This is a genomic window from Mesorhizobium caraganae (assembly GCF_016836705.1).
GTDB lineage: Bacteria > Pseudomonadota > Alphaproteobacteria > Rhizobiales > Rhizobiaceae > Mesorhizobium > Mesorhizobium caraganae.
On the sequence record NZ_JAFCGY010000001.1, the window covers coordinates 952,412 to 973,178 of the forward strand.

Genomic DNA, 20,767 nt, shown 5'->3' on the forward strand with positions numbered 1-20,767 from the left:
GTAAGACAGACGTGACCAGCGAAGGCGACGGCAGAATATGGCAAGAACCGACATAGCGCGGCGCGTCTACAACCACACTTGGAAGCTGGACCCGATCGTCCGTAGCCTGCTCGACACTGATTTCTACAAGCTTCTGATGCTGCAGATGATCTGGGGCATGTACCCCAAGGTCGACGCCACCTTCTCGCTGATCAACCGCACCACATCGGTGCGCCTCGCCGACGAGATCGACGAAGGCGAACTGCGCGACCAGCTCGACCATGCCCGCACGCTGCGCTTCTCCAAGAAGGAGATGATCTGGCTCGGCGGTAACAATTTCTATGGCCGCAAGCAGATTTTCGAGCCGGAATTCCTCGCCTGGCTGGAAGGTTTCCGGCTACCCGACTATGAGCTCTCCAAGCGCGACGGCCAGTACGAGCTCTCCTTCAGCGGCCCCTGGATGTACACCACGCTGTGGGAGATCCCGGCGCTGGCCATCATCAATGAACTCCGCTCCCGTGCGGCCATGCGCGCCTTCGGCCCCTTCGCGCTCGACGTGCTCTATGCGCGTGCCAAGGCCAAGATGTGGGCCAAGACCGAGCGCCTGAAGGCCTTGCCCGGCATCCGCATCTCCGACTTCGGCACCCGCCGCCGGCATTCGTTCCTGTGGCAGCGCTGGTGCGTCGAGGCGCTCAAGGAAGGCATTGGCGAAGCCTTCACCGGTACCTCCAACGTACTGCTCGCGATGGACAACGACCTCGAAGCGCTGGGCACCAACGCGCATGAACTGCCGATGGTGTTTGCCGCACTTGCCGATACGGAAAAGGAACTGAAGCAGTCGCCCTACAAGGTGCTGCAGGACTGGCAGCGCTATTATGGCGGCAACCTGCTGATCGTATTGCCCGATGCCTTCGGCACCGCTTCCTTCCTGCGCGACGCGCCCGACTGGGTCGCCGACTGGACCGGCTTTCGCCCCGACAGCGCGCCGCCGATCGAAGGCGGTGAAAAAATCATCGACTGGTGGCGCGAGAAGGGCAAGGACCCCAGGCAGAAGCTGCTCATCTTCTCCGACGGGCTCGAAGTCGAGACCATCGAGGAGACCTATCATCACTTCAAGGGCAAGGTGCGCATGTCCTTCGGCTGGGGCACCAACCTCACCAACGACTTCGAAGGCTGCGCGCCGACCGAGACCAACAGCCTCGATGCCATATCGCTGGTCTGCAAGGTGACGGAAGCCAATGGCCGCCCGGCGGTGAAGCTGTCGGACAATCCGGCCAAGGCGACGGGCGACAAGAAAGAGATCGAGCGCTATCTCAGGATTTTCGGGGCCAAGGACCGCGTGGAGCAGCTGGTCAAGGTTTAAGGGTGTGCATCGCGGGGTAAGATGGAAATCCCGGAAAACTTGAGTTCCCGCTCACCCCCCTCTGTCCTGCCGGACCCGGCCCTCCGCTGGCGCTCCGGGCGTTCGTCATTTGGAAAGCCAAGCAATTGGCTTTCCATCCGCTGCGCGGATCATTCCTCACCCCCCTCAAGGGGGGAGATTGGCAGCGTCGGGCACCGCGCCTCTTTCTTCACCCTTGAAGATTGGCGAAAGCCCGGGCGACATCTAATCTCCCCCCTTGCGGGGGAGATGTCCGGCAGGACAGAGGGGGGTGTGAAGGATCGCGGCTGGCTGACATATGTCGCCTGCTACCTCCTCCTCACCGTCCTCCCCACGCCCGCCTTTGCGCACGCCTCCGACCGGGGCCACGTCCTCCTGCTCCCCACCGGCTACTACATCGCCGGCGGTGCACTTGCCGTCGCCGTCAGCTTCCTCGTCCTGGCTTTGCTGCCACCGGATGCCCTCGACCGCTTCTGGCGCCGCCGCTTACGACTTTTCACATTCAGCGACGCCCCTCGCACAATCGTCAGCCTGTTCTCCTTTGCCGGCTTTGCAATCCTCATCGCAGCCGGCCTGTTCGGCAGCCGCGACCCACTCTCCAACCCGCTTCCCTCAACCATCTGGACCCTACTGTGGGTCGGCCTCGCCATCGCGCAAGGCCTGTTCGGCGATCTCTGGTCATGGCTGAACCCATGGTACGGCCCATGTCGGATCGTGAACCGACTACTCGGCCGACACGGTGACGAACCGCAGCATCAGCGCCTTCCCGCATGGCTCGGCTGCTGGCCGGCCGTCATCCTGTTCTTCGCCTTTGCCTGGTTCGAGCTGATCGACCCGGCGCCCGACGACCCGGCGCGGCTGGCTTACGTCGCTGGCTTCTATTGGCTTTTCACCTTCGTCGCGATGCTCGCCTTCGGCTATCCCGGCTGGAGTCAACGCGGCGAATTCCTGACCGTCTTCTTCGCCATAGTGGCACGCTTTGCTCCGATCGAACGCGACGAGGCGGGCCGGCTCAATCTTTGCTGGCCAGGCGCAAAACTACTCGACGCCGCGCCGCTGCCGGGCAGCGGCATCGCTTTCCTGCTGCTCAGCCTCTCGTCTGTCTCCTTCGACGGCCTGTCGAAAACCTTCTTCTGGCTCGGTCTGTTCGACACCAATCCGCTGGAATATCCCGGCCGCACCGCGCTGATCGGCATCGGCAGTTTCGGCCTGGTGCTGACGTTCGTCCTGCTGGCGGCGGCGTTCCTGCTCGCCGTCATCCTCGGCCAGCGCCTTGCCGGCAGCAAGCATACCCTAGGAGAGGCTGCCGGGCTGCTGGTCTGGTCGATCGTGCCGATCGCACTCGCCTATCATGTCGCGCACTATCTGACGGCGCTGCTGGTCGATGGCCAATACGCGGCTGCTGCGCTGTCCGACCCGTTCGCGCTGGGCTGGAACCTGTTCGGCGCCGCCGACATGCAGATCGAGGCCGGCATCGTCGCCGGCGCCGACTCCGTCTGGTGGCTGTGGAATGTGCAGGCCGGCATCATCATTGCCGGCCACATGCTGGCCGTGCTTGTCGCCCATGGTCTGGCCTGGCGGCTGCACCCGGTTCCATCGCGCGCCGCGCTCAGTCAATTGCCGCTCACCGTGCTGATGATCGCCTACACCATCTTCGGTCTCTGGTTGCTTGCCACGCCGACTGCCGGATGACAAAAAGGTGACCGGCATGCCTTCGGGGAAAGCCCGCTTGCCACGTCGAGGCTTTGATGATTTAGTTTGTATACATGCGATTTCTGCCCCTCCTGCAAGGGAGTGGCCTTGCCTCGTTACAGACAGTCAAAACTCAAAAACAGGGGAACTGCCGTGACTGACAAGAATGGGTTTTTCGATCTCTCCAAATCCACGCTCTCTCGCCGCACGGCGCTGAAAGGTCTCGCCGCCGGTGCCGGCCTGACGCTCGCGCCCGGCTTCGTCCGCTACAGCCAGGCGCAGAGCTCGGCGCCGATCAAGATCGGCTTCCAGTCACACCGCACCGGCATCGGCGCCGCCTATGGCCGCTGGTACGAAAAGACCAGTGCGGCCGCGGTCAAGGCGATCAACGATGCCGGCGGCATCAATGGTCGCCCGGTCGAACTGGTCATCGAGGATGACGGCACCGATCCCGGCCGCGGCGCCGAAGTGGTCGGCAAGTTCGCCACCCAGCACAAGACCGACATCGTCTTCGGCACTTTGTTTTCGCATGTCGTGATCGGCTCGGCGCCGGCGGCCGGCGAAAACAAGATTCCCTATTTCGTCGTCAGCGAAGGCCACCATGTCGCCTCGACCAAGCTCAACCGCTACGTCTTCCAGCCCGGCATCACCGATGTGAAGAGCCAGATCCAGTCGATGGCGCCGTGGATCGCCGCCAACGCCGGCAAGAAGGTGACGCAGATCTTCCCCGATTTCGCCTTCGGCTACGACCATCGCGACTACCTGCCGCCGGCGCTGAAGGCGCAGGGCGCCGAGGTCATCGCCCAGATCGCCATCCCGCCGACGGAATCCTCCTTCACCAAATATTTTCCGCAGATCCCGGCGGAAACCGAGGTCATCTACCACGTCATGGTCGGCCCGGCCGTGCTCACCTTCGTCAAGGAGCTCGGCGAGTTCTACGGCTCCAACCGGCCGCAGTTGTTCGGCTTCATCGATTCGCTCGAAGCCACCGACATCAACAGCCCCGGCCTCGAATTTTTGGATGGCAGCCATTTCTGGGAAGGCTCGCCGCGCTACGCGCAGGCCAATGACTCAGCCGCGCAAAAAGCCTACCGCGCCGCCGTCGGCATCGATGACAATGGTGCGGCCGTCGGCGATCCCAAGGACGTCTCCACCGCCGCCCACATGTTCGGCTGCTGGGAGACGCTCTACGTCGTCAAGAAGGCGATGGAAGACGCCGGCTACAAGGGCCCGGAAGACCGCGCCAAGCTGGTCGAGGCGACCGAAGCGCTGACAGAATTCGCCGAAGGCCCGGAGCACCCGCAGGGGCCGAAAACCTTCAACGGCAAGATCCACCAGTGCTTCGGCATCCAGAACATCTCCAAGGTCGAGGGCGGCAGGCTGAATGTCGTCCACAAGACCAAGATCGAGGACGGGCTGTATGAGGCCGAGGGGGATTACACGACGCAGGCGCTATAGACGCTTACCCTCCCCCTTGTGGGGAGGGTCGGCACGCAAGCTTCGCACTTTGCGAAGCTTGTGAGACGGGGTGGGGTCACGACGGCCCGTGCCCCACCCCCCACCCGACCGCTGCGCGGTCACCCTCCCCACGAGGGGGAGGTAAGGGCGCCCTGAATGCACTTTGGACCCCATCTCCTCCTCGCCGCCCTCGAAGGCCTCGTCACCTCAGCCGTGCTGGCGCTGACGGCGCTGGGACTGTCGCTGGTGTTCGGTGTCATGCGCGTCGTCAACGTCGCCCATGGCGAATTCTTCATGCTCGGCGCGGTGCTCGCCTGGGCGATCTCGACGGCGATACCCGGCCATCCCACCGTCGGCTTCCTGGCCGCGCTGGTGATCGCACCGCTGATCGTCGGCGCCATCGCGCTGGTTGCCGAGCGGCTGGTGCTGCGCCGGCTCAATTACAATCCGGAAGCCACCATCGTTGCCACCATCGGCATGCTCTACATCATCCAGCAGCTGGCGCTGAGCTTCTATGGCCCGGAAGCGCGGCCGGTGGAGCCTCCCTTCAGCTACCGCATCCTCCTGCCATGGTTCGGCTATTCCGGCTACAAGTTGTCGATCATCGCCGCCTCCGCACTTCTGCTTGTCCTCACCTGGCTGGTGCTGACGCACACGAAGATCGGCCTCATCATGCGCGCCACGCAGTATGACAGCGAGACCGCGCAGGCCTTCGGCATTCCGGTCGACCGCGTCTATGCCGGCGTCTTCGCGCTCGGCGCCATGCTGGCAGCCATCGCCGCGGTGCTGATCGTGCCGATCAGCCAGGCGCATTACCTGATGGGGCAGGACCCGCTGCTTCTGTCCTTCATCGTCGTCATCATCGGCGGTCTCGGCTCGCTGCGCGGCACCGTCGTCGCCGCGGTGCTGATCGGCCTGTCCGACGGCATCATTTCGGTGTTCTTCTCGCCGACTCTGGCCAAGATCATCGCCACTATGCTGGTCGCCATGGTGCTGGTGTTCCGGCCGCAAGGCTTGTTCGGGCAGGCGTCGCGATGAGCGAAGCTTCGCCGGCAAAAGCCTATGCATTGCATCTCGGCGTCATCGCGTTGCTCTTTGCGCTCAGCTTCGTCCTGCCGGAATACCATCACGGCCTGCTCGCCCGCATCATGGTGCTGGCGGTGTTCGCCATGGGCTACAACATGCTGTTCGGCTATGTCGGCCTGCTCAGCCTTGGCCATGCCATGTTCTTTGCTGCCGGGCTCTATGGCGCCGGTTTTGCCGTCATCCATCTCGGCTGGAACGTGCCGCTGGCCTTCCTCGCCGGCATCGCCTGCGGCGCGCTGCTGGCGCTGGTGATCGGCCTGCTGGCGCTGCGCACCACCGGCGTCGCCTTCATGATCGTGACCATGATGTTCGCGCAGGTTTTCTATCTCGTCATCCTCTATTTCGCCGCCTGGACCGGCGGCGACCAGGGCCTGGTCGTGCCGCAGCCGGCGCGGGTTCTGAATCTCGGCGCGACGTCGCTCGATCTAACCAACCCGACGGTGCGCTACATGAGCGCACTGGCGTTGTTCTCGATCGTGCTGCTCATCACGCTCGCCGTCGTCCGCTCCCGCTACGGCCGCGTGCTGGTCGCCGTGCGCGAAAACGAGGAGCGCACGAAAATGCTCGGCTACGACACCTTTTCGAACAAGCTCATCGCCGTGGTCGTCTCCGGCACCATCTGCGCGGCCTCGGGTGCGGCCTATGCGCTGTTGTTCGGCTATGTCGGCTCGAGCCTTGCCTCGGTGCAGTATTCCATCCTGCCGCTGCTCTGGGTGCTGCTCGGCGGTGCCGCCACGACGCTGGGTGCCCTGATCGGCACGGTGTTCATGTACTATGTCATCGACATCGCCAGCGGCTACACCTCGGCCTATCTCTTGATCGTCGGCATCGCGCTTATCCTTTTGGTGCTGTTTTTCCCAAAAGGCATTTTGGGCACCATCCGCCAGCGCTGGCTTGGGTGGCTGCCATGATGCCGCTGCTGACGACAAAGAACCTGGCGCGAAATTTCGGCGGTCTGCGCGCCGTCGACGGTGTCGATTTCCAGCTGATGCCGGGCGAAATCCGCGCTGTCATCGGCCCCAACGGCGCAGGCAAAACCACCTTCGTCAGCCTGATCAGCGGCCGCATCCAGCCGTCCTCCGGCATGATCGTCTTCGACGGCACCGACATCACCAGCCGGCCGGCCTATCTCAGGGTGCGCCAGGGCATCGCCTACACCTTCCAGATCACCAGCGTCTTTGCCAACTTGTCCGCCTACGACAATGTCGCGCTGCCGGTGCAGCGCACGCTGACCGATGGCCGCTCGAAAGGCGCGGTGCGCACCGGCGTCATGGCCGCGCTGGAGCGCACCGGCCTTGCCGACCGCGCCCATATGCCGGCCGGCCAGCTCTCCTACGGCCATCAGCGGCTGCTGGAAGTGGCGATGGGTCTGGCGCTGAAGCCGCGGCTGTTGATCCTCGACGAGCCCACGCAAGGCCTGGCCGACAGCGAGATCGACAATTTCATCGAGCTGGTGCGCGAGATCGCCAAAAGCGCCACCGTGCTTTTGATCGAGCACAATATGCCGGTCGTCATGCAGCTGGCCGACCGCATCACCGTCTTCAACGCAGGCAGGATCCTCGCCGAAGGCACGCCCGAACAGATCCGCGCCAACACACAGGTGCAGGAAGCCTATCTGGGGACGGCGCCATGACCGAAGCCCCCACGACTGAAGCGCTGATCATCTCCGGGCTCGACTGTTTCTATGGCGAGGTCCAGGTGCTCTACGGGCTCGACCTTGTGCTCTACAAGGGCGAGGTGCTGTGTCTCTTCGGCCGCAACGGCGCCGGCAAGACGACAACGCTGAAGGCGATCATGGGGCTTGTTCCTGCTAGCGCCGGCTCGATCCAGCTCGCCGGCAAGGAACTGACCGGTTTGCCGGCGCATGAGGTGCCGAAGGCCGGCGTCGCCTATGTGCCGCAAGGCAGGCGGCTGTTCGCCGAGATGACGGTGGCGGAAAACATCGAGATCGGCCTGATGGCGCGCGGCAAGGGCAAGGCCGTGCGGGAAAATGTCCTCGACCTTTTTCCATTGCTGCGCCAGCGGCTCAGGCAACGCTCCGGTACCCTGTCCGGCGGTGAACAGCAGATGCTGGCCATGGCCCGGGCGCTCTGCCTCGAACCGCAGGTGCTGTTGCTCGACGAGCCGACCGAAGGCCTGATGCCGTCGATGATCGCCAAGATCCGCGAGACGGTGGTGAAACTGCGCGAGCTTGGCGTCTCCACCATCCTGGTCGAGCAGCGGGTCGATGCCGTGCTGTCGGTCGCCGACCGCGTCTGCTTCATCGAGAACGGCCGCAACCGCGAGACCGTCGATGTCGAGCAACTGCGCGCCGACCCGTCGGCGGTCAGGCGTTATGTAGGGGTGGGGTAAACTGCGAAGTCTGAGCGGCAGCGCCAGGCGACAGGCGGTTGCGCCGCCCCTCATTGCCCTGCCGGGCATTTCTCCCCGTGAACGGGGAGAAAGAAGCTGGCCGTGCCCTCGGCGCTCATTCTGCAAGGCTGGCGATTGGCGAAATCGGCGATGACAGCGTCCTTCTCCCCGTTCACGGGGAGAAGATGGCGGCAGCCAGATGAGGGGCGGCGCTGCCGCAGGAATCAGTGCGCCGCCTCAGCTAAAAAACAAAAAGCCCGCGACCAGAAATACCGGCACCAGTACCAGCCCCGACCACGCCATATAGCCGAAGAAACCCGGCATCTTCACGCCGCGATGCCGGGCGATGGCGTAGACCATGAAGTTGGGCGCGTTGCCGATATAGGTGTTGGCTCCCATGAACACAGCGCCGGCCGAAATCGCGGCAAGCGTCGTGGCAGCCTCGGTCATCAGATGCTGCGGATCGCCGCCGGCCAGTTCGAAGAACACCAGATAGGTCGGCGCATTGTCGAGGAAGGACGACAGCCCGCCGGCCAGCCAGAAATAGGCGAGATCGTTGGGCTGACCGGTGGGCGAAGTGACCAGCGCGACCAACGGCGCCAGCGCGCCATCATGGCCGGCGCGAAGGATGGCAATCACCGGCACGATGCAGACGAAGATGCCGGCAAACAGTTTTGCCACTTCCGCGATCGGTCCCCAGGTGAAGCCGTTGGCCTTGCGATGGCTTTTGTAAGAGACGACAAGCGACAGTCCGGCCAGCCCCAGGATGATCGCGTCGCGTACCAGGTTCTGCAATTCGAGGCTGACGCCCAGCACTGGAAAGCTCACGCCTGGCTTCCACGCCGCCGACAGCAGAATCGCGCCAATGACGCCGGCCAGCAGCGGCAAATTGGCGAGGCCGCGAATGCGCACCTTCGTATCTGGCGTCGGATCCGTGATCTTCGGCGCGCCGCCTTCGCGGCGGTGCAGCACGATGTCGATGGCCAGGAAGACGAGCAGCACAAGGCCGCCGGTGAACAGCGTCTCGCGCCAGAGATTCGCCGTCGTCCAGAAGAAGTCGACCCCGCGCAGGAAGCCGACGAACAGCGGCGGATCGCCGAGCGGCGTCAGCGAGCCGCCAATGTTGGACACCAGGAAAATGAAGAAGATGACGACATGGGCGTTGAACGGCCGGTTGTCATTGGCGCGCAGCATCGGCCGGATCAGGATCATCGAGGCGCCGGTCGTGCCGATCACCGAGGCCAGCATCGCGCCGACAAGCAGCAGCCCGGCATTGACCAGTGGCGTGCCGTGGATGTTGCCGGCAACAAGGATGCCGCCCGAAATGGTGTAGAGCGCGAACAGAAGGATGATGAACGACATAAATTCGGTGAGCAGCGTGTGCAGCACGGCCTCGCTCGCCGAAGGCATGCCGAAGGCGATCGCCAGCGGCACCACCACAAGTGCTGCCCAGGCGGCGGCGATCTTGCCGTAATGATGCTCCCAGACATGGTGGAACAGCAGCGGCCCGGTGGCGATCGACAGCAGCAGTCCGGCAAACGGCAGCCCCCACCACAGCGACATTGCGGCACCGGGCAATTCGTGGGTTTCCGACGCGAAAGCCAGTTCGGGAAACAGGAGAATGGCGACGGTCAAGGTGCCAGCCACCAAAACTGCCAACGATCCTGTGAAACTCCCCCGACGCCTCACGGTCAGGCCGAGGTCTGGTCTTCGAGCCTCACCCCGGCGTCGCGCATGCGCTTCAGCATCGCCTCGACCGAGCCGTTGAGATCGATGCCGCGGCAGGCGTCGAGCCGCACCGTCGTCTTGAAGCCGTGCTTGACCGCATCGAGCGCCGAGAAGGCGACGCAGAAATCGGTCGCCAGGCCGACCAGCGTCACGGTGTCGATACCGCGCTCCTTGAGGTAGCCGGCGAGCCCGGTCGGCGTCTTGTGGTCGTTCTCGAAGAAGGCGGAGTAGCTGTCGATTGCCGGGCGAAATCCCTTGCGGATCACCAGTTCGGCCTTGGTCCAGGCGAGCCCTGAATGGAAGTCCGAGCCGAGGCTGCCCTGAATGCAATGGTCGGGCCATAGCGTCTGCGGCCCATAGGGCATCTCGATCGCGCTGAAAGGCTGTGCTCCCGGATGGCTGGAGGCAAAGCTCGAATGTCCGGCCGGGTGCCAGTCCTGGGTCAGCACGACGTGCTCGGCGTGCCGGATCAGATCGTTGACCAGCGGCACGATCTCGTCGCCGCCCGCAACCGCCAGCGCACCGCCGGGGCAGAAGTCGTTCTGCAGGTCGATGATAACAAGCGCTTCGTCGGCCATGGCGCCTCTCCTCTTTCTTCGTCTCGAGCGGGGATCGAGTGAAAAACGCCGCGGATGCGACCGGATGCAGAAACTTGACCAGATGGCGGCCTGCGTCAACCTCTGCAAGCGTAACAAATGCGTGGCGACCAGCTTGCCGCAAACTCCGGCTTTGACAATTTCCACCAGCTTGATATCATTTGCATACGAATGAATTTGGCCAGATCGAATACTGGTGGGGTTTCGGGAAGACCCCACTTTTTGGGAAGGCCCATTTCTTGGGAAGGCAGGCGTGATCCGTTACGCGAAACCCACCACGCTGGACGAGGCGCTCGCCCTGTTGAGCGAGGGCGCCTGGCGCGTGCTTGCCGGCGGCACCGATTTCTATCCGGCGCAAGGCGCCAAGCCGTTCCGCGACAATGTTCTCGACATCAACGGCCTGGCTTGCCTGCGCGGCATCGCCGAGACCGAGAGCCATTGGGTTTTGGGCGCCCGCACCACCTGGACCGATCTGGTCCGCCATCCCTTGCCGGCGGCTTTCGATGCGCTGAAGCAGGCCGCGCGTGAGGTCGGCTCGCTGCAGATCCAGAATGTCGCCTCGATCGCCGGCAATCTCTGCAACGCCTCGCCGGCCGCCGACGGCGTGCCGGGTCTGCTGGTGCTCGACGCCGAGGTCGAACTGCGCTCAGTCGCAGCGACGCGCTACCTGCCGCTGCAGCGGTTCATTCTCGGCAACCGCCGCACGGCTTTGCTGCCCGGCGAAATGGTCACCGCCATCCGCATTCCGAAGCGCGCTTCCGCCGGTACGTCGGCTTTCGTCAAGCTTGGTGCGCGGCGCTACCTTGTCATCTCCATCGCCATGGTGGCGGCGCGCCTTGTCGTCGACAACGGTATAGTCACGGAAGCGGCCGTTTCCGTCGGCTCCTGTTCGGCTGTCGCCGCGCGGCTCGCCGGTGTCGAAGCTGTGCTGCGCGGCAAACCTGCCGGCCCGGCACTCGCCGATGCGGTCCTGTCCGCGCCGATGGCCGAGCTGTGGCCGATCGCCGATGTGCGCGGCAGCGCCGAATACCGGCTCGATGCGGCACGCGAGCTTGTCGCCCGCGCCGTGCTGGGAGCCTGCGGTCTGACGAACGACAACAGCATGGTGGCGGCATGAGCCAGGTTCGTTCTGAGGCGATAGAAGCTCTGCCCGACCTCGTGCCGGGCTTCGGCCTCGAGCGTGCGGATATCGCTTTCGCCGTCAATGGCGCCGCCGTCTCGGTCAATGTGCCGCCGCTGCGCCGGCTCTCGCAGGTTCTGCGCGACGAATTGCAGCTGACCGGCACCAAGGTCGGTTGCGATGCCGGCGATTGCGGCGCCTGCACGGTGCTGGTCGACGGCGACGCCGTCTGTGCCTGCCTGATGCCGGCGGCCTCCGCGGCCGGGACATCGGTGACGACCGTCGAAGGCCTCGCCAATGGCCGCCTGTCGGCGCTGCAGGCGTCTTTCCTGGCGCATGGTGCGGCGCAATGCGGCATCTGCACGCCGGCCCTGCTGGTCGCGGGCACGGCGCTGCTGGAGACAAAGTCGAACCCGACCGAGGTCGAGGTGCAGGATGCGCTGGGCGGCATCCTCTGCCGCTGCACCGGCTACAGGAAGATCATCGCGGCGGTGATGGATGCAGGGCGGTTCCAGACGTCGACCGACGGCGCTGCCCCTCATCCGCCTGCCGGCACCTTCTCCCCGTATAATGACGGGGAGAAAGGACAAGCTCCGGCGCCGGCGACCCCCTCTCCCCGTCATTCACGGGGAGAGGGTAAGGGTGAGGGGCAGCGCCAACCTGATTCGTTGGACTTCGGCCTTGACCGTAGAATGCCAACCAAAGGGAATGCCGTAGGCGCCTCTCCAGTCCGGCTCGACGGCGTGCCAAAAGTCACCGGCGGCGAAAAGTTCGGCGGTGATTCTTTCCCCACCGATGCGCTGGCTGTGCTGGTGGTCCGTTCGCCACATTATCACGCCAGCTTCGTTTTCGGTGATCTCGACGGCTGGGTGAAGAAGCATCCCGGCATCGTCGGTGTCTTCACCGCCGCCGACATTCCAGGCAAAAACTGTTTTGGCGTCATCGGTCCATTTGCCGATCAGCCGGCGCTGGCCGAAGGCTTTGCTCGCCTGCGCGGCGAGGCTGTGGCGCTGGTCGCCGGCGAGCGCGAGGCGATGCTCGATCTTGACCTCAGTGATTTCCCAGTCCGCTGGACCGAATTGCCACATTTTCTGCAGCCCGGCGACGCGCAGGCCGAAGGTGCTGCGCTGATCCATGCCAACCGCCCGGACAATTTGTTGACCAAGGGCTTTGTCGAGCGCGGCGACCCCGAGGCTGCTCTTGCCGGCGCTGCCTTCACGGTGTCCGGCGCCATCGATACTTCCTATGTCGAGCACGCCTATATCGAGCCGGAGGCCGGCCATGCCTATATGGATGGCGACACGCTGGTTGTCGTCGCCTGCACCCAGGCGCCTTACATGGACCGCGACGACACGGCCAAAGTGCTTGGCCTTGCCGTCGACAAGGTCCGCATCGTGCCGACCGCGACTGGCGGCGGCTTCGGCTCGAAACTCGACGTCTCGCTGCAGCCCCTCATCGGCCTTGTGGCGCTGAAGACCGGCCGGCCGGCAGCGCTCGCCTACACCCGCAACGAATCCATGATGTCGACCACCAAACGCCATCCCTCCGAGATGAAGGCAACCATCGGCGCCGATGCCGAGGGACGGGTCACCGGCATGGTCTTCACAGGCGATTTCAACACCGGCGCCTATGCCAGCTGGGGCCCGACCGTCGCCAACCGCGTGCCCGTGCACGCCTCCGGTCCCTATGCGACGCCGAACTATCGGGCCGAAGGCCGCGCCATCCACACAAACGGGCCGATCTCCGGCGCCTTCCGTGGCTTCGGCGTGCCGCAGGCGACGATCATGCAGGAGACGCTCTATGATGAGCTCGCCGGCAAACTGAGCATGGATCGGCTCGATTTCCGCTTGAAAAACTGCCTTCGGAACGGATCCGAAACGGTTACCGGGCAGAGGCTGGAGTCGGGTGTCGGTATTTTCGAATGCCTCGATGCTTTGCGGCCGCATTGGGCTCGCGCGACGGCCGACGCAGATACATTCAATTCCTCCAATACGAGCAAAAAGCGCGGCGTCGGCATCGCGTCCTGCTGGTATGGCTGCGGCAACACCTCGCTGCCCAATCCGTCGACCATAAGGGTCGGCATTGCGCCAGCGGGCGAGGTCATCCTGCATCAGGGCGCCGTCGATATCGGCCAAGGCTCCAACACCGTCATCACCCAGATCTGCGCGGACGCCCTCGGCCTGCCGCTGGAAAGATTCCGGCTGAAAAGCGCCGACACCGCGATCAGCCCCGACGCCGGCAAAACATCGGCCTCGCGCCAGACCTTCGTCACTGGCAAGGCGGCCGAAAAAGCCGGCCGCGCCTTGCGCGAAAAAATCCTGCGCTTTGCCAATGTCTCGGAGAACGCGGCCTTGCAATTGGACGGCGCGGCGCTCGTCATCCGCGAGGGTGAAGCCACCCGCCGCATCGATCTCGCCACCCTCGATGTCGATGCCGGCGGTTTCGTCTTCCGCGCCGAAGAGACCTACGATCCGCCGACGCTGCCGCTCGACGCCAAGGGCCAGGGCAAGCCTTACGCCCTCTATGGCTATGGCGCGCAGATCGCCGAACTCGAAGTGGATCTCAAGCTCGGCACCGTGAAGCTGTTGAAAATCACCGCCGCGCATGATGTCGGCAAGGCGATCAATCCGCTGTTGGTCGAGGGGCAGATCGAAGGCGGCATCGCGCAAGGCATCGGCATGGCGCTGATGGAGGAGTATATCCCCGGCCGTACCGAGAATTTGCACGACTATCTCATCCCGACCATCGGCGATGTGCCGCCGATCGAGCACATTCTGATCGAGGTTCCCGATCCGGAAGGCCCGTTCGGCGCCAAGGGCCTGGGCGAGCATGTGCTGATCCCGACCGCACCGGCGATCCTCAACGCCATCCGCCACGCCACCGGCGTGCTCATCACCAAGGTCCCGGCGACGCCGACGCGCATCCGCGCTGGCATTCGCGAAAAAGATGGCATCCGCGACAAGGAGGCACGCGCATGAGCGAGCTTGCCGAACGCTTCGAAACCCACGATCCCGGCGAGAAGCTGGTGGCGGAAAAGATCCGCTGCGATGCCTGTCCGGTCATGTGCTATATCGCCGATGGCCGCACCGGTGCCTGCGACCGCTACGGCAATTCGGGCGGCCGCATCGTGCGCATGGACCCGCTGACCATTCTCGATCATGCGGCCGAAACCGGCGGCGCCGTCGTGCCTTTCACGGCCGAAGGCGAGCAATGGGACGGCGAGCTCGTCAACACCGGCCGCCGCTTCGTCACCGCAATCGGCGCCGGCACCACCTATCCCGACTACAAGCCGGCGCCGTTCATCGTCAGCCAGGAGGTCGAAGGCGTCGATCTCGTCACCGTGGTCACCGAGGGCATCTTCTCCTACTGCGGCGTCAAGGTGAAGATCGACACCGACCGCCATCTCGGCCCCGAAACGGCAATCGTGCGCTCGCAAGGCGAAGCGATCGGCCATGTCACCACAGGCGAATACGGCTCGCAGATGCTGTCGCTGGGCGGCGTGCATCATCTGACCGGCGGCTCCAAGGCGGAGGGACGCGCCACCTGTGACGCGATGCTCAATCTGTGCAACCGCAAGCCGGTCGAACTGACCATCGACGGCGGCGCCACCATCATCGTCGAAGCCGGCAAACCACCTGTCATCGACGGCAAGCAGGAACACCGCATGCGCGTTGGCTGCGGCTCCGCTACCATCGGCATGTTCGCCACGCAATGGCGCGGCCTGGTCGACGAGGTAGTGGTGGTCGACGACCACATCACCGGCGTTGTCTCCGAGCATCAGGCCGGCAAGGTGCTGGGCTGGCAGGAGACCGGCATCAAGATCATCGGCCGCCGTTCGACGCCGGGCCGCTATTTCAAAGTCTCCGAGCCCGGCCTCGGCTGGGGTGGCACCTCGATTTCCGATCCGCTGTCGATCCTCGGCGAGTGGAATTCCAAGAAGGGCGCGCGTCCGGGCCTATCGCTGCTGATGGTGTCGACCACGGGCGAGCAGTTTGCCTATTACGAACTCGATGACGAATTGAAGCCGGTCGAAAAGCCATTCCCGGAGCGGCTGCAAAAATCGGTCGGGCTGATCGAGGACAATTGTGAGCCGGCGCTCTGCACCGTGCTGTTCATCGGCGGCGCCGGCGGTTCGCTGCGCGCCGGCGTCACCGAAAACCCGGTCAATCTCACCCGCTCGGTGCAAGGCCTGAAGACCTATGTGACCGTGGGCGGCGCGCCGGTCTATGTCTGGCCGGGCGGCGGCATCACGCTGATGGTCGATGTCACAAGGGTACCGGAAGGCGCCTTCGGTTATGTGCCGACGCCGGCGCTGGTGGCGCCGATCGAATTCACCTTGCGCCGCGACGACTATGTCAGGCTAGGCGGCTACGAGGCCGAAATACGCAGCGTCGACGACATCGTCGCCAAGGGCGGCGAATACCTCAATCCGCGCCGCGGCACAGGCGCCGAGTCCCAAAATCCATGGCCGCCGCTGGCGCAGTTGCGCCGCGCCGGTTCGAATGGGGCCGGGTGATGCAAGGCCCACAAGTAACCTGGCTGCAGGACGGCAAGCGGCTGCATCTCAACCACGGGCCGATCGACCTCATCGTCGAAGCCTTCGGCGAGGCGGATGAGTGTCGTGCCGCCTACGACCAGGCGGTCGCGCGCTTCCAGACGATCCTGATCGAGTTGGTCGAGGAGCTTCCCGAACTGCGGTTGCCGGCATTCTTCATGGCGCCGCGCACCTTCGCCGGTCCGACGGCGCGCCGCATGGAAGCAGCCGTCATACCCTTGGCGGAATGCTTCATCACACCGATGGCCGCCGTTGCCGGATCGGTAGCCGACGAAATGCTCGCCGCACTGCTTGCCGGCCGCAAGCTCGATCGTGCCTATGTCAACAATGGCGGCGACAGCGCTCTCCATATCGGCCACGGCCAGTCGATGAACTTGGCGATCGCCGGCACCGGCAACGGCACGGCCGACCGCATCACCATTCACTCGGCAGACGGTGTGCGCGGCGTCGCCACCAGCGGTTGGCGCGGCCGCTCCTTCTCGCTTGGCATTGCCGACGCCGTCACTGTGCTGGCGCGGACTGGAGCCGAGGCTGATGCGGCGGCGACCCTCATTGCCAATGCCGTCGACCTGCCCGGCAATCCGGCCATCAAGCGTATCCCCGCACAGGAACTCTCGCCCGACAGCGATCTCGGCGCGCGGCTGGTGACGCAAGCGGTCGGCACGCTTGCATTTGGCGAGGTGGCGCGGGCGCTGGACAATGGCCTTGCTGTCGCCGAAGATTTTCGCCGGCGCGGCCTGATCGCCGCATCGGCGCTGTTTCTTGGCGGTGAGACCCGCATCAGTGGTTCCATGGCGCTTGCCGCGCCCAACAAAAATCCAGGGAAGGAAGTTGCCCATGCCTGAGTTTCCGATCCGCAAGGTTGCGGTTCTGACCGAAGAGATCTTTCACGATGGCGGGCCGGTCGCAGCCGTGCCGCGCCGCCGCGCCGCAGCCGTGGCGCTGGTCAAGAACCCGTTTGCCGGCCGCTATGTGGAAGAACTGCAGAGCGCCATGGACGATCTGAAGCCGCTCGGGTTGTTGCTCACGGACAAGCTGATTGCCGCATTGGGCGGTGACATCAAGCAGATCGACGCCTACGGCAAGGGCACCATTGTCGGCTCGTCAGGGGAGCTCGAACATGGCGCGCTCTGGCATGTGCCGGGCGGCTATGCCATGCGCGAACGGCTCGGCGACGCCAAGGCGATCGTGCCGTCGGCAACCAAGGTCGGCGCCTTCGGCTCGCGGCTGGACGTGCCGCTCGGCCACACCAACGCCGCCTATGTCCGCAGCCATTTCGACGCCATGGAAGTCGGCATCAGCGACGGGCCGCGTCCCGACGAGATTCTGTTCTGCCTCGCCATGAGCTGCGGTCCGCGCGTGCATGATCGCATGGGCGGCCTGGCGGTTGGTGATATCAAGGCCTGGGACGGCTTGCGATGAGCGGTGGCGAGCTCAAGCTGGTCGAGGCCGAAGAGCCTGACGATCATGACTATCGGCTGCAGGAACAGGTTGGCTTCATCCTGCGCAAGGCGCACCAGCGCCATGTCTCGATCTTTGCCTCGCAGATCGGCGACCTGACGCCGCCGCAATTTGCGGCGCTGGCCAAGCTGCACGATGTCGGCGAGACCTCGCAGAACCAGCTCGGCACGCTGATCGCCATGGATGCGGCGACGGTCAAGGGCGTCATCGACCGGCTGAAAGCGCGTGGGCTGGTCGATCTCACCAAGCATGAGGTCGATAAGAGGCGGCTGCTGGTCAATCTGACGCCTGAGGGACGCGAGGCCATCGAGCGGCTGATCCCCCTGGCACGCGCCATCACCCAGGAAACGCTGGCGCCGCTGACCGCCAAGGAGGCGGCGACGTTCATGCGCTTGTTAGCAAAGCTCGCCTGAGCAATCAGGCGCGCAGCCTCGTCCCCTCTGGGTCGAGGAATGGCATCGGCGCCACCACGGCCCGTGTCGGTTTGCCGTTTATGTTGATGCTCAGCTCCGTCCCGACGGCAGTGAAGGGCAGCCGCAGATGCGGTTCCGGTTCCCCGTTGACATCAGAAGTCTACGGTCTTTGCGATGCGCGGCGGAGACGGAAACGACATGCTCTGCGGCGATCACGGCGCGGCGGCTGCCCTGACTGTGAGGTAAATTACATATTGATGATGTGCGCGGGCAGATGCTGAATTGAGACAGGCAGTTCAGCACTTGTGGCGGTCATGGGAGGACCTGGATGGACCAGCAGGAATTCGTGCAGGAAGCCGCGCAACGGCGCATCGACGAAGACATCGCCAAGCGCGTCAAGGTTCACCAGGCCAACATCGAGCGTCTTGAAGCTGCAAGGGAAAGTGCCGGCAATCTCGAGGCCGCCGTCGCCAACCGCCCGCTGGTGATGCTGGCGCAGGGCGATTCCTGGTTCGACTATCCGCTGACCGGCAACGGGTTTCCCTTTGTCGACACCGATGTGATCGCGCAGCTGCGCCGGATCGGCTCGATGCCGCCGACGATCCTCAACCTCGCTCATCACGGCGATGCGGCGACCGACGAGATGTCGCTGCCCAAGCAGCAACGGATGATTTCAGCCTTGCGCAACAAGGCGAACTGGCTGGGCGGCAAGCCTGACGCCATCCTGTTCTCGGCCGGCGGCAACGACATTGCCGGCGACCAGTTCTGCATCTTCCTCGACTTCAACGACGGCCATGCCACCGGGCTGAACAAGGACCGCTTCGCCAAGGCGCTGGGCATGGTCGAGGCCTGCTATCTCGATTTGTTCGCTCTGCGCGACCGCGTCGCGCCTGGCGTGCCGATCTTCGGCCATTGCTACGATTTTCCAATTCCGAACGGCGCGCATCCATCCTGTGCCGGTCCGTGGCTGAAGCCGTCGCTCGATTTCTGCAACTGGTCGGTGGCCAAGGGCACGGTCATCGTTCACGCGGCGCTGGCGGCATTCCGGGATGTGGTGAAGCGTCTGGCCGACGAGCCGCGCAACAATTTTCACCTGGTCGACACGCAGGGAACGCTGAAGGTTGCCGACTGGGCCAACGAGCTGCATCCCGATCCCGCCGGCTTCAAGAAGATCGCGCAGAAATTCGCCGACGCCCTGAAGGCGAAACTGCAGACCTGATGATTGGATAGGCGCTCGACGCCGCCCAAGGCCGTCGAGTTCATTTGGCCCCGAACAGGTCCTTGGCTTGCTCTGCCGTGTAGTAGCCAAGCCGGACATCCTCAGCGACCAGTTTCGGATCGCGCTGGAAGGGATCGCCATAGCCGCCGCCGCCCGGCGTGCCGACGCGCACGCGGTCGCCGGCCTTGAGCGCGATGTCCTGCTCCTTGGACAGATGCGGCGGCACATGTTCCTCGCCGCCGCGAAACACGGTCACCGTGTTCACCGCGCCGTCCTTGCCGCCGAGCGCGCCCTGCGGGCCGAAACGGCCATGGTCCATGACGAAGGAGGCGCGTGCCTCACCGCGCAATATCTCGACCTCATAGGCAAGGCCAAAACCGCCGCGCTGCTTGCCGGCGCCGCCAGAGCCTTCGCGCAACGCATAGTGGCGATAGAGCACGGGGAAAGCCTGCTCCATGATCTCGACCGGCGGCGATTTCGAAATGCCGATGGTTGAGCAGCCATTGGTCAACCCGTCATGGCCGGAATTGCCGCCATAGCCGCCGCCGGAGATCTGGTACATGACATAGTCGCGGCCGCGGGCCGGATCGTTGCCGCCCAGCGCGAAATTGCCGCTCGAGCCAGCGGGTGCGGCGGTCACCTTGTCCGGCAGCGCCTGCACCATCGCCGCGAACACTGCCTCGGCAATGCGCTGTGACACTTCCGCCGCACAGCCTGAAACCGGGCGTGGGTATTTCGCATCGAGGAAGGTGCCTTCCGGCCGCTTGACGATCAGCGGCTCGAAAGCGCCGGCGCTGATCGGCACATCAGGGAAAATATGGCGCATGGCGAGATAGACCGACGACAGTGTCGTCGCCAGCACGCTGTTCATCGGCCCGGCGCAGGGCTTTGACGAACCTGTGAAATCGAAAGTCAGCGTGTCGTCCTGCTTCTCGACGGCGAGCGCTATGGTCAGCGGCTCGTTGACCACGCCGTCCGAGTCGACAAAGGCGGTCGAGCGATAGGTGCCGTCGGGGATGGCGGAGATGTTGGCGCGCATCTGTTCGGCGGCGCGGCGACGCAGTTCGGCGATCGCCTCGACAACAGTTTCGTCACCGTAACGATCCAGGATTCCGTTGAGCCGGTCCTGGCCGATGAGCAGTGCCGCGGCCTGCGCCCTTATATCGCCGATGCGCTGGTCGGCAACGCGGATGTTGGAGCAAATGATGGCGTAGATTTCCGTGTCGAGCACGCCCTTCTTGAACAGTTTTACTGGCGGCAGCCGCAGCCCTTCCTGCTCGACTGCCGTGGCCGAAGCGGAGAAGCCGCCCGGCACCGAGCCGCCAATATCGGGCCAGTGGCCGGTGTTCGATAGCCAACAAAATATCTTGCCGTCGCGATAGACCGGCATGGCGAAACGCACATCCATCAGATGCGTGCCGCCGAGATAGGGGTCGTTGACGATGTAGATGTCGCCGGGTTCGGGGGCCAGGCAGCGGCCGTCGGCGATCATCTCGATCACCGTCTTGGTCGAGTACTGCATGACACCGACGAACACCGGCAGCCCCTGGCTGCCTTGCGCGATCAGCGAACCGTCGACGGCCGAATAAATGCCGTCGGAGCGGTCATTGGCCTCGGCGATGACAGGCGAGAAGGCTGCGCGCGAAAAGGTCAGGTCCATCTCGTCGCAGACCTGCTGCAAGGCCGCCTGGAGGACCGAAAGCGTTATGGCGTCGAGCTTTTGCATC

At 64.3% G+C, this 20,767-nt stretch carries 17 protein-coding genes; 14 read left to right on the forward strand and 3 right to left on the reverse strand.

The genetic code is table 11. From position 1 onward, the window contains the following. Nucleotides 1-37 precede the first annotated feature (37 nt). From pncB to JQK88_RS04805, 7 genes are all read left to right on the forward strand, one after another. On the forward strand, nucleotides 38-1,342 hold the full coding sequence (gene pncB / locus JQK88_RS04775) for a nicotinate phosphoribosyltransferase (RefSeq protein ID WP_192255192.1): 1,305 nt from the start codon (nucleotides 38-40) through the stop codon (nucleotides 1,340-1,342). Between the two features lie 267 nt (nucleotides 1,343-1,609). Next, nucleotides 1,610-3,052 carry a hypothetical protein gene (locus JQK88_RS04780; RefSeq protein WP_203277627.1) on the forward strand — a complete coding sequence of 481 codons (1,443 nt, stop codon included), beginning with the start codon at nucleotides 1,610-1,612 and terminating at the stop codon, nucleotides 3,050-3,052. Between the two features lie 153 nt (nucleotides 3,053-3,205). Beyond that, complete coding sequence (locus JQK88_RS04785) at nucleotides 3,206-4,510, forward strand: ABC transporter substrate-binding protein (RefSeq protein WP_203277628.1); 1,305 nt, start codon at nucleotides 3,206-3,208, stop codon at nucleotides 4,508-4,510. A gap of 156 nt (nucleotides 4,511-4,666) precedes the next feature. After that, nucleotides 4,667-5,548, forward strand: a complete 882-nt coding sequence (locus JQK88_RS04790; RefSeq protein WP_203277629.1) for a branched-chain amino acid ABC transporter permease — start codon at nucleotides 4,667-4,669, stop codon at nucleotides 5,546-5,548. Then, complete coding sequence (locus JQK88_RS04795) at nucleotides 5,545-6,507, forward strand: branched-chain amino acid ABC transporter permease (protein WP_203277630.1); 963 nt, start codon at nucleotides 5,545-5,547, stop codon at nucleotides 6,505-6,507. The genes JQK88_RS04790 and JQK88_RS04795 overlap by 4 nt, the downstream gene beginning before the upstream one ends. Continuing rightward, nucleotides 6,504-7,229 carry an ABC transporter ATP-binding protein gene (locus JQK88_RS04800; RefSeq protein WP_192255182.1) on the forward strand — a complete coding sequence of 242 codons (726 nt, stop codon included), beginning with the start codon at nucleotides 6,504-6,506 and terminating at the stop codon, nucleotides 7,227-7,229. The genes JQK88_RS04795 and JQK88_RS04800 overlap by 4 nt, the downstream gene beginning before the upstream one ends. Then, the gene (locus JQK88_RS04805; RefSeq protein ID WP_203277631.1) at nucleotides 7,226-7,948 is read left to right on the forward strand and encodes an ABC transporter ATP-binding protein; all 723 of its coding nucleotides are present in this window, start codon (nucleotides 7,226-7,228) and stop codon (nucleotides 7,946-7,948) included. Before JQK88_RS04800 ends, JQK88_RS04805 begins: the two co-directional genes overlap by 4 nt. Nucleotides 7,949-8,185: 237 nt before the next feature. Here the strand turns inward: JQK88_RS04805 and JQK88_RS04810 are convergent, their stop codons facing one another. Together JQK88_RS04810 and pncA are read right to left on the reverse strand one after the other, a co-directional pair. After that, nucleotides 8,186-9,511 carry a sodium:proton antiporter gene (locus JQK88_RS04810; RefSeq protein WP_203277948.1) on the reverse strand — a complete coding sequence of 442 codons (1,326 nt, stop codon included), beginning with the start codon at nucleotides 9,509-9,511 and terminating at the stop codon, nucleotides 8,186-8,188. A 128-nt stretch (nucleotides 9,512-9,639) separates the two neighbouring features. After that, the gene (pncA, locus tag JQK88_RS04815; RefSeq protein WP_203277632.1) at nucleotides 9,640-10,254 is read right to left on the reverse strand and encodes a bifunctional nicotinamidase/pyrazinamidase; all 615 of its coding nucleotides are present in this window, start codon (nucleotides 10,252-10,254) and stop codon (nucleotides 9,640-9,642) included. A gap of 271 nt (nucleotides 10,255-10,525) precedes the next feature. On the opposite strand from pncA, the gene JQK88_RS04820 reads away from it, so the two are divergent. The 7 genes from JQK88_RS04820 (at nucleotide 10,526) to JQK88_RS04850 (ending at nucleotide 19,040) form a co-directional block, all read left to right on the forward strand. Beyond that, entirely contained in the window at nucleotides 10,526-11,389 is an 864-nt protein-coding gene (locus JQK88_RS04820) for an FAD binding domain-containing protein (protein ID WP_203277633.1), read from the forward strand. Further along, entirely contained in the window at nucleotides 11,386-14,370 is a 2,985-nt protein-coding gene (locus tag JQK88_RS04825) for a molybdopterin-dependent oxidoreductase (protein ID WP_203277634.1), read from the forward strand. The genes JQK88_RS04820 and JQK88_RS04825 overlap by 4 nt, the downstream gene beginning before the upstream one ends. Further along, on the forward strand, nucleotides 14,367-15,908 hold the full coding sequence (locus tag JQK88_RS04830; protein ID WP_192255172.1) for a 6-hydroxynicotinate reductase: 1,542 nt from the start codon (nucleotides 14,367-14,369) through the stop codon (nucleotides 15,906-15,908). The genes JQK88_RS04825 and JQK88_RS04830 overlap by 4 nt, the downstream gene beginning before the upstream one ends. Then, on the forward strand, nucleotides 15,908-16,792 hold the full coding sequence (locus tag JQK88_RS04835; RefSeq protein ID WP_192255170.1) for a UPF0280 family protein: 885 nt from the start codon (nucleotides 15,908-15,910) through the stop codon (nucleotides 16,790-16,792). Before JQK88_RS04830 ends, JQK88_RS04835 begins: the two co-directional genes overlap by 1 nt. Continuing rightward, nucleotides 16,785-17,369 carry an amino acid synthesis family protein gene (locus tag JQK88_RS04840; protein WP_203277635.1) on the forward strand — a complete coding sequence of 195 codons (585 nt, stop codon included), beginning with the start codon at nucleotides 16,785-16,787 and terminating at the stop codon, nucleotides 17,367-17,369. The genes JQK88_RS04835 and JQK88_RS04840 overlap by 8 nt, the downstream gene beginning before the upstream one ends. After that, complete coding sequence (locus JQK88_RS04845; RefSeq protein ID WP_192255166.1) at nucleotides 17,366-17,821, forward strand: MarR family winged helix-turn-helix transcriptional regulator; 456 nt, start codon at nucleotides 17,366-17,368, stop codon at nucleotides 17,819-17,821. The genes JQK88_RS04840 and JQK88_RS04845 overlap by 4 nt, the downstream gene beginning before the upstream one ends. 328 nt (nucleotides 17,822-18,149) lie before the next feature. Then, nucleotides 18,150-19,040, forward strand: a complete 891-nt coding sequence (locus tag JQK88_RS04850) for an SGNH/GDSL hydrolase family protein (RefSeq protein WP_192255164.1) — start codon at nucleotides 18,150-18,152, stop codon at nucleotides 19,038-19,040. A 40-nt stretch (nucleotides 19,041-19,080) separates the two neighbouring features. Here the strand turns inward: JQK88_RS04850 and JQK88_RS04855 are convergent, their stop codons facing one another. Further along, nucleotides 19,081-20,766: a hydantoinase B/oxoprolinase family protein gene (locus tag JQK88_RS04855; protein ID WP_192255162.1), complete on the reverse strand. Its 1,686-nt coding sequence runs from the start codon at nucleotides 20,764-20,766 to the stop codon at nucleotides 19,081-19,083. Nucleotide 20,767: the final 1 nt, after the last annotated feature.

Bases quoted from the DNA above. Each gene is read 5' to 3' on its own strand.
- JQK88_RS04780 (WP_203277627.1), top strand. From the start codon at position 1,610: ATGTCCGGCAGGACAGAGGGGGGTGTGAAGGATCGCGGCTGGCTGACA.
- JQK88_RS04800 (WP_192255182.1), top strand. From the start codon at position 6,504: ATGATGCCGCTGCTGACGACAAAGAACCTGGCGCGAAATTTCGGCGGT.
- JQK88_RS04805 (WP_203277631.1), top strand. From the start codon at position 7,226: ATGACCGAAGCCCCCACGACTGAAGCGCTGATCATCTCCGGGCTCGAC.
- JQK88_RS04855 (WP_192255162.1), bottom strand. From the start codon at position 20,766: ATGCAAAAGCTCGACGCCATAACGCTTTCGGTCCTCCAGGCGGCCTTG.
- JQK88_RS04810 (WP_203277948.1), bottom strand. From the start codon at position 9,511: ATGTCGCTGTGGTGGGGGCTGCCGTTTGCCGGACTGCTGCTGTCGATC.
- JQK88_RS04795 (WP_203277630.1), top strand. From the start codon at position 5,545: ATGAGCGAAGCTTCGCCGGCAAAAGCCTATGCATTGCATCTCGGCGTC.
- pncA (WP_203277632.1), bottom strand. From the start codon at position 10,254: ATGGCCGACGAAGCGCTTGTTATCATCGACCTGCAGAACGACTTCTGC.
- JQK88_RS04830 (WP_192255172.1), top strand. From the start codon at position 14,367: ATGAGCGAGCTTGCCGAACGCTTCGAAACCCACGATCCCGGCGAGAAG.
- JQK88_RS04840 (WP_203277635.1), top strand. From the start codon at position 16,785: ATGCCTGAGTTTCCGATCCGCAAGGTTGCGGTTCTGACCGAAGAGATC.
- JQK88_RS04850 (WP_192255164.1), top strand. From the start codon at position 18,150: ATGGACCAGCAGGAATTCGTGCAGGAAGCCGCGCAACGGCGCATCGAC.
- JQK88_RS04825 (WP_203277634.1), top strand. From the start codon at position 11,386: ATGAGCCAGGTTCGTTCTGAGGCGATAGAAGCTCTGCCCGACCTCGTG.
- pncB (WP_192255192.1), top strand. From the start codon at position 38: ATGGCAAGAACCGACATAGCGCGGCGCGTCTACAACCACACTTGGAAG.
- JQK88_RS04835 (WP_192255170.1), top strand. From the start codon at position 15,908: ATGCAAGGCCCACAAGTAACCTGGCTGCAGGACGGCAAGCGGCTGCAT.
- JQK88_RS04790 (WP_203277629.1), top strand. From the start codon at position 4,667: ATGCACTTTGGACCCCATCTCCTCCTCGCCGCCCTCGAAGGCCTCGTC.
- JQK88_RS04845 (WP_192255166.1), top strand. From the start codon at position 17,366: ATGAGCGGTGGCGAGCTCAAGCTGGTCGAGGCCGAAGAGCCTGACGAT.